This window comes from Pseudomonas sp., from assembly GCF_049645325.1.
Taxonomy (GTDB): domain Bacteria; phylum Pseudomonadota; class Gammaproteobacteria; order Pseudomonadales; family Pseudomonadaceae; genus Aquipseudomonas.
Genome location: NZ_JBARTQ010000576.1, coordinates 1 through 12,631, shown reverse-complemented (window position 1 = coordinate 12,631; position 12,631 = coordinate 1). Strand labels below are relative to the sequence as shown.

The window sequence follows — 12,631 nt, the reverse complement described above, 5'->3', positions numbered from 1 at the left end:
GTATTGCTTACAATAGGCGCCCCTTCTTTCTGACCAGGCCTGCCGATGTCCGCCACTGCCCCTTCCCACGTTGCGATTATCGGCGGCGGCCCTGCCGGGTTGATGGCCGCCGAAGTCTTGAGCCTGGCGGGCGTGCGGGTCGACCTGTATGACGGCATGCCGTCGGTGGGTCGCAAGTTCCTCCTGGCAGGCGTGGGCGGCATGAACATCACCCACTCCGAGGCGTACCCGGCATTCCTGTCGCGCTATGCCGAACGTGCGCCACATATGGCGCCGTTGCTGCGCGCCTTTGGCGCCGAAGCCCTGTGCGAGTGGATTCATGGCCTGGGTATTCAAACCTTCGTCGGCACCTCCGGCCGCGTCTTTCCTACCGACATGAAAGCCGCGCCGCTGCTGCGCGCGTGGCTCAAGCGCCTGCGCGACCAAGGCGTGGTTATCCACACCCGCCACCGCTGGCTGGGCTGGAATGCCGACGGCGACTTACTTATCCACAGCCCGGACGGCGAGAAAACTGTCCACAGCGATGCCGTGCTGCTGGCCTTGGGAGGCGGCAGCTGGTCGCGCCTGGGTTCCGATGGAGCGTGGCTCAAGTTGCTGGAGGACCGTGGCGTGCCCTACGCCCCTTTGCAACCCAGCAATTGCGGCTTTGAGGTGTCGGCCTGGAGCGCATTAATGGTCAGCAAATTCGCCGGCGCGCCGTTGAAAAACGTCGCCATCGGCCTGGGCGATGACAAACCCCGGCTGGGAGAATGCGTAATCACCGCCCTGGGCATCGAGGGCAGTTTAATCTACGCGCTGTCGGCGCCGATGCGTGAAGCCATCAACCGCGACGGCGCCGCCACGGTGCACATCGACCTGCTGCCAAGCAAGCCGTTGGACAAGGTGCAGGCAGCCCTGGCCAAACCGCGCGGTTCGCGGTCGATGAGCAAGCATTTGCACAGCCAGTTAGGCCTGGATGGAGTAAAAGCGGCGCTGTTGCGCGAGTTGGCGCCCGCTGAACACTTCAACGACCCGGCGCAGTTGGCGGTGGATATCAAGGCGTTGCCGCTGACACTGGTGAAGGCACGGCCGATGGACGAGGCGATCAGCACCGCGGGTGGCGTGCCGTTTGAAGCGCTGGATGAGCGCTTGATGCTCAAGCAATTGCCGGGGGTGTTTTGCGCGGGAGAGATGCTGGATTGGGAAGCGCCGACCGGCGGGTATCTGCTGACCGGGTGTTTTGCCAGTGGGCGAGCGGCGGGGCGCGGGGTGTTGGAGTGGCTCAACCGCTGAGATGTTCGGCGGATTCATAACCGCCATCGCAGGCAAGCCAGCTCCCACATTTTGATCTGTGATTACATTCAAAATGTGGGAGCTGGCTTGCCTGCGATGGGGCCTTCAGCAGCAGTAAAAAACTTACTTCTTCTTGCGCGGCCCAGTGTTGAACACCGGCACCTTGCGCACCGGCTTGATCGAAGGTTCCACCGGCGCCGAGTCCCCGCTTTCAACCCACTTGCCCAGGTTGCGCTTACCTCCACCGCCCGACGCTTTGGGCTTTTTCGGTTTCTTCGGCTTCTTCACCACTTGCCCGCTGGCATCGGTGTCTGGCACGCGGTGTTCCGGCTCGAAATCCTGCTCCATGTGGCGAGTCAGGGTCTGACGCGTCAGCATCTCGATGGCCGACAGCATGTTCACCTCATCGGCGCACACCAGGGAAATCGCCTCGCCGGTATTGCCCGCCCGACCGGTACGCCCGATGCGGTGGATGTAATCCTCGGCCACGATCGGCAGGTCAAAGTTGACCACCAGCGGCAGGTCTTCGATATCCAGGCCACGGGCCGCCACGTCAGTGGCCACCAGAATCTGCACATCGCTGGATTTGAACCGGTCCAGCGCGCGCTGGCGCGTAGCCTGCGGCTTGTCGCCATGGATGCCGTCGGCATTGATGCCCAGGCCCTGCAACTTGTCGACCAGCGCGTCCACGCCATTACGGGTTTTGGCGAACACCAGCACCTGCTTCCAGCGGCCTTTGCGCATCAAGTGCACAAACAGCTCGGCCTTGCGCTTCTTGTCCACCGGCACCACCCATTGCTTCACGGTGTTGGCAGCAACGTTGCGCGGGCTGACTTCGACGGTCAGCGGGTCGTTGAGCATCTGCCCGGCCAGCTGGCGAATGTCATCGGAGAAGGTGGCGGAGAACAGCAGGGTCTGGCGCTTTTTTGGGAGCATGCGGTAGATGTTCGCCAGCTCCTCGGAGAAGCCCAGGTCGAGCATGCGGTCGGCTTCATCCAGCACCAGCGTTTGCAGCTGATTGAGCTTCAGCGCGTTCTGGCGGAACAGGTCGATCAGGCGGCCAGGCGTGGCGACCAGAATGTCGACGCCCTTGCGCAGCTTCATCATCTGCGGGTTGATGCTCACGCCGCCGTACACCGCGTAAGTGGTCAGCGGCAGGTGCTGGGCGTACTCGGCGACGCTGGCGTGAACCTGCTCGGCCAGCTCGCGGGTCGGGCACAGGATCAGCGCACGCGCCGAGTTGGCGGTGACTTTCGGCCCTTCCATCGTCAGCAATTGCAGGAGCGGCAAGGCAAAACCTGCGGTCTTGCCGGTGCCGGTCTGGGCCGCGGCCATCAGGTCGCGACCGGCCAGCACCGCCGGAATGGCTTGCGCCTGCACCGGCGTCGGGGTCTGGTAGCCAAGCGTCTCAAGGGCGCGCAGCAAGGGTTCGATCAGGCCAAGGGAGGCGAAAGTCATGTGTTTACCGTAGGAAAAATTCAGCGCATAGGCGTAATGCGCCGCAGTTTACCTTATTTCCGGCTTGGGCTTGCGCCACTGGGGCAGGCTGATCAGCAACACCGCGCTGATGATCACCAACATTGCCAAGGCTTCTTCCATGCCGATGGTCTCGCCCACGAACACAATGCCGAGCAACACCGCGACGGCCGGGTTCACATAGGCGTAACTGGTCGCCGCCGCCGGGCGCACATGCTTGAGCAAATACATATACGCATTGAAGGCGATGATCGAGCCGAACACGGCCAGATACGCCAGGGCCAGCCAGCCCTCAATCGGCGGGATTGAATGCAGGCGCTCGCCGGTCAGCGCGCTGCCGACCAACAGCAAGACCCCGGCGATGATCATTTCCGCCGCACTGGCCATGGCGCCCGCCGGCAATGGCAGATGGCGGCTCCACACCGAACCGAAGGCCCAGGAGGCGGCGGCAAACAGCAACAACATCGCCCCGGTCGGGCTCGACTGCAGGTTGGAGCCCATGTTGAGCATGGCGATGCCGATAATCCCCAGCACCACCCCGGCCCACTCAAGGCGTGTATTGCGCGCGCCCCAGAAATAGCCGCACAGCAACGTGAACAACGGCACCGTGGCCACCGCCAAGGCCGCCACACCGGAGGCGACTCCCGTGTGCTCGGCCACCGTCACCGCGCCATTGCCAAAGGTCAGCAGCAAAATGCCGATCTTGGCCGCGGCTTTCCACTGCACCCACGTCGGCGCAGGCGCCCCGCGCCAACGCAAAAAGGCATACATCACCAACCCTGCCAACAGAAAGCGAATCCCGCCGAGCATCAACGGTGGCCAGTACTCCACGCCAATTCGGATCACCAAGTAGGTGGAACCCCAAATCACATACAACGCAAAAAAGGCAGCGATCAACGGTAAGGGAAAGCGACGTGGGCCAGGCATTGGGCAGCTCTGCGGCAGGAAACAGGAGGCTTATTCTAGAAAAGCAGCTCGGTAAACATAAGTTACAAAACCTGTTTAAAGCGCCCGTACACTTTTCAAAGCATGGTTATGAGGGCTATAACCCGTGCTTTCGAAAGCCACGCGCAACCGGAGCCTTATCATGGACAAATACGACCGCATGCTCCTCAGCGCCCTGCTCGAAGACGGCCGCGCGTCCTACGCGCAACTGGCCCGCACGGTAAACCTCTCCGCCCCCGCCGTGGCCGAACGCGTGGCCAAGCTGGAGGCCAGCGGCGTCATCACCGGGTACCAGGCCAAAGTAGACATGTCCAAAGTCGGCTTGCCGATCCAATGCGTGATCGAGTTGCGCCTGACCAACCACGGCAGCCAGAAGGTGTACGACGCCCTCAGCGAAATCCCTGAACTGACGGAATGCCACCGCGTGACGGGCGACCCATGCGTGATCATGCAAGCGGCGGTGGGGTCGATGCCGGAGCTGGAGAATTTGATCAACCGGATTGCGAAATTCGGGTTCAGCAAGACCTCGATTATCTTGTCGAGCGCGATAGAACGGCGCGTGCCGTTGGGGCAGTTGGAGAGCAATGGGAAAAACACCTGACCCCGCTCGTTCCCACGCTCTGCGTGGGAACGATCACAGCAGTTGACCGAGTCGCCGGGTCTGGATGCAACCTCCTGTGGGAGCTGGCTTGCCTGCGATGGCGTCAGTTGCTTCACCGCTGATTTGAGCGCTGAACAATCAAATCGACAATTTGCTTAATGGTAGTGATGTGATCCCAATCTTCCTGAGTCGCCTGCAGGTTGAATTGCCATTTGATCTGCATGACGAAGCAGGTTAAATCGTCGTCAATGATCTTGAAGTCATGAATGAAATCCGTTTGCTCCGTCACTTGGCTTCGGTCGATAAAGCCAATGATGTCGACGAACAGTTGAATTACCTTTTCGCTGACCTTGGCTCTCATAAGACCAAGTTCCTTTTCGCCGATAACGAGTTGGATCTTAATTGTTAAGTGGAAGTCATCGTTTGCCGAAAGGGAAATAAGAAGAGTCCGACAGAGTGACAAGACTCTACTTACCGACTGTTCCGAGAAATCGCAGAACCTCTCTCAAAGGCCCGGTATTTCAGTGACCAGCAAGACCGATCCCTTTCATTTGCGGGACGTTTCCTAGAGAATTCCACGGCCTTGTTTCCGCCGGATCAGGTCGCTAGTCTCGCCCTGTCATCGAATGTTCGGTGACCGGACGTGCAAGTCCGGCCAGTGGAAAATGCGCAAAAGTCTTACCTTTCAACGTCAGCTCTTAATGCTGCTAGGCGTTTTGAATGTTATGGCAGCTGTGCGCGGGAGGTCTTCGGGCCTGCTGGGTCTTCCACCCTGGTCTTGCACACCCGCGTACTGCTGCCACCTTAATTTGCGTGCAAGCGAACGGTCGCAGCTTCTTACCTAGTGGAAGGAGCTATACCATGGTCAAAGTTACTCCCGATCCGCCCGACTTCCTCAGCGAAGACGCCCTGCTCAATCGCCGAGCCATCGACTACTACCTCAAAGCCTGCGCCCCGGATGCGCCCAATTTTGTGCTGAATGACAACCTGAGCTTCGAAGATGCCCTGGCCCATGCGGCTGACTTGCTGCATTGCGCGGTGGAAACCGCACACCCGTCGGGTGAGGCGGTGAACCCGCAGCAACGGGCGGTGATGCATTTGGTGGGGATGGCGAAGGAGGTGGTTGATCGGGCGTTGGCGTGTGTACAGCCTCGGTAGCCTGACACGCGGGCTTTTATGGTGAACGAGCCTGTTGTGGTGAGCGGGCTTGCCCCGCGCTGCGTTGCGTAGCAGCCCCAGTGAAGGCGACACGTTCTTTCAGTCAGGAGGGGTCAGGTTCTGGGGCCGCTTCGCAGCCCAGCGCGGGGCAAGCCCGCTCACCACAAGGTATCCATCTACCGGGGATTTTGGCTGGGGATGGCGAAGGAGGTGGTTGATCGGGCGTTGGCGTGTGTACAGCCTCGATGAGCGCCGCATAACCCCTGTGGGAGCGGCGGTGCGACGATTCGACTTGCCCGCGATTGCAGTGTGTCAGTCACCGAATAGTTGGCTGATACACCGCCATCGCAGGCAAGCCAGCTCCCACATTGGAGCTTCTGTGTGCTTGAGATTGTGCTTGGCTCAGAACCCGCGATGCTTCTTCAAATGCTCATTGATCTTCGCCGCCGGCACTTTCTGCAAGGTGCACAGCAGCTCGTGGGAGAGTTCGCGCAAACCGTGGGTGCGGCGCAGTTCCTCGGCCAGGTGAGCCGTGAGGTTGGCGGCCATTTCAGCGTCCGCCATCGCCCGGTGAGCCTTGCCGGTGTGGGGCAGTTGCGCGAATGAATTCAAGGTGCCGAGCTTGTGGTTGGGCGCCGAAGGCATCAACCGACGCGCCAGCAGCAAGGAGCAGGCGAATTTCTGCAGGCGTGTGCGGCGGATCAGGCCCAGCTCGAAGTCCCAGAACTTCTGGTCGAAGGCGGCGTTGTGCGCCAGCAGCGGCGTGACGCCGACGAATTCATTCACTTCATTCATCACCCGCTCGGCCGGCGGCGCGCTGCGCAGCATGGCGTTGCTGATGCCGGTGAGCTGTTCGATAAAGCCCGGCACGCGCACACCGGCGTTCATCAGGCTCTGGTAGCGGTCCACGATCTGGCCGCGCTCAAGGATGACCACCGCGATTTCCGTGGCCCGGCAATGGCTGCTCGGGGTGATGCCGGTGGTTTCAAAGTCGATGACCGCTATACGTTCCAAACCTGTTCCAACTCCGTCTAACTATTTATTAAGCCGCAGCGCTTTATTTAAGCAACAACGCGCCTTCGATCGGCACGTAGCGGCTGGCGGCGCGTATCAACGAGTTGGCCGTCAGCCCCGGCACGCCGTAGGCCACGGCTTCAACGCCATGTTTCTGGATGATGCGTTCGAGCAGCATGTCGAAATCACCGTCGCCGGAAGCCAGCACCACTTCGTCGACGTGGTCGGCGGCGTCCATGATGTCGAGGGTGATGCCCACGTCCCAGTCGCCTTTGGCCGAGCCGTCGCTGCGCTGGATGTACGGCTTGAGTTTCACCGTAAAGCCCAGGTTGCGCAGGATCTGCTGGAATTGCTGCTGTTTGCTGTCGCCACGGTCGATGGCATACGCGTACGCCTCGACAATCTGCCCGCGCGAGCTGATGTCAGCCCACAGGGCGGCGTAGTTGAAGTGGCAGCCATACGCCTGGCGCACGGTGTAATAGAGGTTTTGTACATCGGCGAACACCGCAATTTTCTTCACCGCACTTCCTCATGACAGCCAGGCGCCAGCGCCCGGAAAGGCTGCCAGTATGCCAGCCGCGAGAAAGTTTCAGCGAAAAATCAGCCCGGAGCGACGAAGCGCACCGGGCTTGAGGGTGGTCAGACGAAGGAATCGTCGTCGCCGAATGAGGAGGAATCGTCGGAATAGTCGCTGTCGGCGAAGCTGTCAGAGGAGCTGTCGTTGCCCCAGCTGTCATTGCCACCGGCAAACTTCTGGTCGTCATTGCCCCAGTTGCCGTTGTCGCTGGCAGGCGCCGGCTCTTCGCGGATGATTTCTTCCACCACTTGCGGCTGTTGCGAGTTGTGGTTGAACAGGCTGCTGATGCCTTCGGCCAGCATCACGCCACCGGCCACGCCCGCTGCGGTTTTCAGCGCGCCACCGAGAAAGCCACTGCCGATCGGGGCTGCAGGCGCTTGCTGCGGTTGTTGGTAGTTCTGTTGCGGCGCGCCGTAATTCTGCTGCTGCGGCGCAGGCTGGCCGAAAGAAGGCCGTGCCGGTTCACGCCAGCCGCCGCCCGAAGACGGTGGCGCACTTTGCGCCGGCTGGGCGTCGCGGGAACTGCCACCGCCAAAGATGCTCGACAGGAAACCGCCGCTGCTCTGCGCCGGTTGTGCGGCCTGAGCCTTGGCCTGTTGCAGCTCATCCTGCAATTGCTGGATCTGCTGCGCCTGTTGCTTGTTCTGCGCGTCGAGGCTTTTGATCGCGTGTTCCTGCACCAGGATCGACTGGGTCATGTAGTACCCGGCAGCCGGTTGGCGAGTCAGGTGCTCCTTGATCCGCGCTTCGGCCAGGGCGTCGCGGGGGGCTGAGTCCGTTTCGGCTTGTTGCAACCGTGAAAACAGTCCATCGATCAGGGTTTGCTCTTCGCTGTTCATGGCGACCTCGTTAGATTGCCGGTAAAAATCATGGGCCCGCCTGTGATCAGGCGAGCTACGCACTAGTTATGGGGGTGTTACCAGACGTTTCAATGGTCTTTACGCAAGGTTTACGTTTGCTTACGCCCAGTCATGATCGGTTAAAGTGTGGGCCTTGCTTTTAGGCCTGCGATGAACCCGATGAATCCGTTAGACGTGCTGCGCGACTCCTTTCGTTTTACCCGAGGCAACCTGGGCGCCATCGTCCAGCTGTGCCTGCCGCTGGTGATCCTCGAAGCCCTGTTGCAACAGGTGCTCGACCACACGCTGGGCCCGGACGCGTTCCCGGGTTACAGCGTGGTGGTGGGGTTGCTGGTGTACCCGATGTACACCGGCGCGTTGATCCTGTTTCTCGACGCGCGCACCCGTGGCGAGTCGCCGAGCACCAAAAATGTATGGGCCATGGCCCTGAGCCTGTGGCCGCGTTTTGCCCTGCTGACGGCCATGAGCACCCTGCTGATTTTGCTCGGCTTGTCGCTGTATTTCCTGCCGGGCCTGTGGCTGATGGTGGTGCTGGCGTTTGCCGAGTATTTATTAGTGTTGCGCGGCATGTCGGCACTGGAGGCGATGAAGGAAAGTTTCCGCCTGACCCGTGGGCATTTCTGGCGAATCCTGGTGTGCCTGCTGTGTGTGATGACACCGTTGTGGCTGCTCAAGGGCGCAAGTGTTGCGGCCTATCCAAACCCGGCGCCGCTGCTCGGGGTATTGATCGACAGCGCCCACAGCTTCCTGCAACTGTTTACCAGCGTGGTGCTGTTCCGTTTATTCATGTTGATCGGTGGCGATGCCGACGCGCGGTGATATGCTCCTTGGCATTCCCGAAACGCTATAAGCCGAGCCGATGACCCGTTTATTGCGCATAACCGTGCTGAGCCTGTTGATCCTTGCAGGCGCGCTCACGGCCTTGATCTACAGCCTGACCTGGCGCCCCGACGACAAGCAAATCCTGCCCGTAAGCTGCGTCGCGCCGCGCGCGCCGACCTTGCTGCCCGGGCAGGCGCTCAAGGTCATGACCTGGAACGTGCAATACCTGGCCGGCAAGAACTACGTGTTCTGGTACGACACCGCCGACGGCAACGGCCCGGACGAGCTGCCAACCGTCGAAGACATGGCCTTCAGCCTCGACGAAGTGGCGCGGGTGATCCGCGATGAGCAACCCGACATCCTGCTGCTGCAGGAACTCGACGAAGGCGCCAAACCCTCGCATTACCAGGACCAGGTCGCATTGCTTCAGGAACGCTTGGTCGACCTCTACCCGTGCAGCGCCCAGGCCTTCGACTGGAAAGCCGATTTTGTGCCCAGCCTGCATATTTTCGGCAGCGTCGGTCGCAAGCTCGTCACCCTCAGCCGCTACCAGATCGAACACGCCGAGCGCCTGCAACTGCCGGTGTCGCCGGCCAACTTCATCAGCCGCCAATTCCAGCCCAAACCGGCCTTGTTGTTGACCTACCTGCCCTTGAGCGATGGTGGCCAATTGGCCGTGCTTAATACGCGCCTGGATGGCGACGTGCCGGGGCGCACAGCGGTGCAAGAGCAGGTAAAAGCCACGGTGAAATTGCTGGATAAATTCGAAGGCCGTGGCACGCCCTGGCTGATCGGCGGGGATTTCAACCTGCTGCCGCTGGGGCAATTCCTGCGTCTGGATGCCGACAAGCGCGGGCAGTATTCGCCGGACAGCGAGCTGCATCTGCTGTGGGACAAATACCCGATGATCCCGAGTAACAGCGAATCCAGTGGGGTCGAGCGGGCGAAGTGGCTGACGCACTTCCCGAATGACCCGAGCATCGATGGCCCGGATCGTACGCTGGATTATCTGTTTTACAGCCCGCGGATCAAGCGGGTGGAGGCAAAAGTGCGGCAGGAGGATACGTTGCGTATTTCCAACCATTTGCCGGTGATTGCGCGGTTCCTGTTGCCTGCCGCGCAATAACCAACACAACGGAACCCAATGTGGGAGCGGGCTTGTGTGGGAGCTGGCTTGCCTGCGATGCAGACGACGCGGTCGTTCAGTTACACCGCGGTGATGCGATCGCAGGCAAGCCAGCTCCCACAGTTGATCTCCACACGCGCTACTTTCGCGGTTTGATCCTGGCAGTCGGCTCGGCCACCAATGGGTCGTCCGGCCAATAGTGTTTCGGGTACCGCCCCTTCAAATCCTTCTTCACCTCGGCGTACGTGCTGCGCCAGAAGTTCGCCAGGTCCTGCGTCACTTGCACCGGCCGCCGTGCTGGGGACAGCAGGTGCAACTTGACCACCTGGCGCCCGCCGGCAATGCGCGGCGTGTCCGCCAAGCCGAACAGTTCCTGCAAACGCACCGCCAGAATCGGCGGCTGTTCGCTGTAGTCCAGGCGCACCGATGAGCCCGACGGCACTTTCACGTGTTGCGGGGCCAATTCGTCGAGACGCTGGGGCAGCGGCCAGGGCAGCAGGTTGTGCAGGAAGCTGGAAATATCCAGGTTGGCAAAATGGCTGAGGCGCGAGACTTTGCCCAGGTAGGGCATCAACCAGTCTTCGAGGCCGGCCAGCAGGGCCTTGTCGCTGATATCCGGCCATTCGCTGGTTTTGCCGGCGTCCAGCTGGCGCAGCAGCATGACGCGGGCCTGCCATTGGCGCAATTCGGGTGTCCAGGGCAACAGTTCCAGGCCTTTGCGGCGCACCAGGTTGACCAGCGCCTGGCTGCGCGCGGATTCGTCGAGGCCGGTCAGCGGTTCGCGACTGAGCACCAGTTCGCCGACTTTGCGCTGGCGTTCGGCGCGCAATACGCCTTCGCGCTCGTCCCAATCCAGCTGGTCGACGTTGCGCACTTGCTCGGCGAGGACCGTGTCGAACAGTGCCGGATCAAAGTCCGCCGCGAGGTAGATGCGTTCCTCGCGCTGGCCTTGGCGGCTGCCGAGGTCGGCGATCACCAGCCACGCTTGTTTCATCAGGCTGTCAGCCTCGGCGAACAGCGCAGCGCGGCCATTGGCCAGGCGGTATTCGGCGCCACCGGGACGGCGTTGCTGGGCGACGCGGTCGGGATAGGCCAGCGCCAGCAAGGCGCCGAGCCAGCGCGGGTGGTCGGGGTCGGCCACGGGTTGCGTTGCCTGGCCTCTTAAATAGCCGCGGTATTGCCGGGCCAGTTGCTTGGCCCGTTGTACCCCGCCCTGAGTGCCGCGTCCGCGTTCTTCGCCGGACATCAGCGCCAGGCGACTGTGCAAATCGGCGCCAGCGCCGCGCAGGATATCGCGCTCGCCCAACAACGCGGCAACGTCACAGGCCGTGGCGGCCAAGCCCAAATCCTGCCCGCGCAGCAGCAGATGAGCGATACGCGGGTGCGCCGGCAGCTCGGCCATTTTCTGGCCATGGGCGGTCAGCTTGTCGTCATTCAAGGCACCGAGGCGCACCAGCAAATCCTGGGCCTGGGCATACGCGGCGGCCGGCGGCACATCCAGCCACACCAACTGCGTGGGCGTGACGCCCCAACGTGCCAGCTGCAAGGCGAGGCCTGCGAGGTCGGCCGCGAGAATTTCAGCGCTGCCATACGCGGCCAAGCCTTCATGCTGGTCCTCGGACCACAGCCGATAACACACGCCCGGCTCCAGGCGCCCTGCCCGGCCCGCGCGCTGGGTGGCGCTGGCGCGGGAGATACGTTGGGTGTCGAGGCGGGTCATGCCGCTGCCAGGGTCGAAACGCGGCACCCGCGCCAGCCCGGCGTCGATCACCACGCGCACACCGTTGATGGTCAGGCTGGTCTCGGCAATGTTGGTGGCCAGCACCACTTTGCGTTTGCCGGCGGGCGCCGGGTCGATGGCGGCGCGCTGGGCGTTCAGGTCCAGCTCGCCATGCAAAGGGCATAACAGCACATCCGTGCGCGCGCCGAGGGCGTCGGCCAGTTGCTGGTGGACCCGGCGAATCTCTGCCTGGCCGGGCAGGAACACCAGCACGCTGCCGGTTTCGTCATGCAGGGCTTCGAGGACGGTCTGCACCACGCGCGGCTCAATAAATTCACCGGCCTGGTACGGCCGCCCCCAGCGCATCTGCACCGGATACATGCGCCCTTCGCTGCGCAGGATCGGCGCGTCGTTCAGCAGGCCGGACAGGCGTTCGCCTTCGAGGGTGGCCGACATCAGCAGGATTTTCAGCGGCTGCTCATCGCGAAACAGGTCGCGGCCGTTGAGGCTCAAGGCCAGTGCGAGGTCGGCGTCGAGGCTGCGTTCGTGGTACTCATCGAAGATCAACAAGCCCACGCCGTCCAGCGCCGGGTCGTCCTGCAGGCGGCGGGTGAGGATGCCTTCGGTGACCACTTCGATGCGGGTGTTGGGGCCGACCTTGCTGTCCAAACGGATGCGATAGCCGACGGTTTCGCCGACCTTTTCGCCCAGTTCACTGGCCAGCCGCTCGGCGGCCGCACGGGCCGCGAGGCGGCGGGGTTCGAGCATCAGGATGGTTTGCCCGGCCAGCCACGGCTCGTTCAAGAGCGCGAGGGGCACGCGGGTGGTTTTACCGGCACCGGGCGGCGCTTCCAGCACGGCTTCATGGCGATTCGCCAAGGCGTCACGCAGGGCGGGTAAAACATCATCGATGGGCAACGAATTCATACTGGCTCCAAAGCAGAGCGGCGAGTATAACGGCGAACTGCCGGATGTCGGTGGTGGTCTCACACCCTCCCAAAATTGACTTGGCAACACAGTCAATGTGGGAGCGGGCTTGCTCGCGAATGCGGTGCATCAG

General features: G+C 62.0%; 12 protein-coding genes. 5 read left to right on the top strand and 7 right to left on the bottom strand.

Annotated features, from left to right (window positions below):
• The first annotated feature begins 45 nt into the window (after nt 1-45).
• A complete protein-coding gene (locus WBB95_RS24270; RefSeq protein ID WP_424489867.1) occupies nt 46-1,272 on the top strand; it encodes a TIGR03862 family flavoprotein in 1,227 nt (408 codons plus the stop codon).
• 123 nt (nt 1,273-1,395) lie between these two features.
• Here the strand turns inward: WBB95_RS24270 and WBB95_RS24265 are convergent, their stop codons facing one another.
• Together WBB95_RS24265 and yedA are read right to left on the bottom strand one after the other, a co-directional pair.
• Nucleotides 1,396-2,730: a DEAD/DEAH box helicase gene (locus WBB95_RS24265; protein ID WP_424489866.1), complete on the bottom strand. Its 1,335-nt coding sequence runs from the start codon at nt 2,728-2,730 to the stop codon at nt 1,396-1,398.
• Between the two features lie 48 nt (nt 2,731-2,778).
• Entirely contained in the window at nt 2,779-3,675 is an 897-nt protein-coding gene (gene yedA, locus WBB95_RS24260) for a drug/metabolite exporter YedA (protein ID WP_424489865.1), read from the bottom strand.
• Nucleotides 3,676-3,835: 160 nt separating this feature from the next.
• On the opposite strand from yedA, the gene WBB95_RS24255 reads away from it, so the two are divergent.
• Nucleotides 3,836-4,294: an Lrp/AsnC family transcriptional regulator gene (locus WBB95_RS24255; protein WP_424489864.1), complete on the top strand. Its 459-nt coding sequence runs from the start codon at nt 3,836-3,838 to the stop codon at nt 4,292-4,294.
• 112 nt (nt 4,295-4,406) lie between these two features.
• Here WBB95_RS24255 and WBB95_RS24250 read toward each other — a convergent pair whose 3' ends face one another.
• Nucleotides 4,407-4,655 (bottom strand): acyl carrier protein, encoded by a 249-nt coding sequence (locus WBB95_RS24250; protein ID WP_424489863.1) that lies wholly within the window; start codon nt 4,653-4,655, stop codon nt 4,407-4,409.
• Between the two features lie 500 nt (nt 4,656-5,155).
• Between WBB95_RS24250 and WBB95_RS24245 the strand changes: the two genes are divergently transcribed.
• Nucleotides 5,156-5,452, top strand: a complete 297-nt coding sequence (locus WBB95_RS24245; RefSeq protein ID WP_424489862.1) for a DUF3077 domain-containing protein — start codon at nt 5,156-5,158, stop codon at nt 5,450-5,452.
• A gap of 402 nt (nt 5,453-5,854) precedes the next feature.
• On the opposite strand, the gene WBB95_RS24240 is transcribed toward WBB95_RS24245, so the two are convergent.
• From WBB95_RS24240 to WBB95_RS24230, 3 genes are all read right to left on the bottom strand, one after another.
• Complete coding sequence (locus tag WBB95_RS24240) at nt 5,855-6,466, bottom strand: 3'-5' exonuclease (RefSeq protein ID WP_424489861.1); 612 nt, start codon at nt 6,464-6,466, stop codon at nt 5,855-5,857.
• A 43-nt stretch (nt 6,467-6,509) separates the two neighbouring features.
• Nucleotides 6,510-6,986, bottom strand: a complete 477-nt coding sequence (locus WBB95_RS24235; RefSeq protein WP_032884625.1) for an NYN domain-containing protein — start codon at nt 6,984-6,986, stop codon at nt 6,510-6,512.
• A 119-nt stretch (nt 6,987-7,105) separates the two neighbouring features.
• Nucleotides 7,106-7,882, bottom strand: coding sequence for a DUF2076 domain-containing protein (locus tag WBB95_RS24230; RefSeq protein WP_424489860.1), 777 nt, complete (start codon nt 7,880-7,882; stop codon nt 7,106-7,108).
• A 180-nt stretch (nt 7,883-8,062) separates the two neighbouring features.
• On the opposite strand from WBB95_RS24230, the gene WBB95_RS24225 reads away from it, so the two are divergent.
• Both WBB95_RS24225 and WBB95_RS24220 read left to right on the top strand, forming a co-directional pair.
• Nucleotides 8,063-8,722 carry a YciC family protein gene (locus tag WBB95_RS24225; RefSeq protein WP_424489859.1) on the top strand — a complete coding sequence of 220 codons (660 nt, stop codon included), beginning with the start codon at nt 8,063-8,065 and terminating at the stop codon, nt 8,720-8,722.
• 40 nt (nt 8,723-8,762) lie between these two features.
• On the top strand, nt 8,763-9,851 hold the full coding sequence (locus tag WBB95_RS24220) for an endonuclease/exonuclease/phosphatase family protein (RefSeq protein WP_424489858.1): 1,089 nt from the start codon (nt 8,763-8,765) through the stop codon (nt 9,849-9,851).
• Between the two features lie 139 nt (nt 9,852-9,990).
• On the opposite strand, the gene hrpB is transcribed toward WBB95_RS24220, so the two are convergent.
• Nucleotides 9,991-12,498 carry an ATP-dependent helicase HrpB gene (hrpB, locus tag WBB95_RS24215; RefSeq protein ID WP_424489857.1) on the bottom strand — a complete coding sequence of 836 codons (2,508 nt, stop codon included), beginning with the start codon at nt 12,496-12,498 and terminating at the stop codon, nt 9,991-9,993.
• Nucleotides 12,499-12,631: the final 133 nt, after the last annotated feature.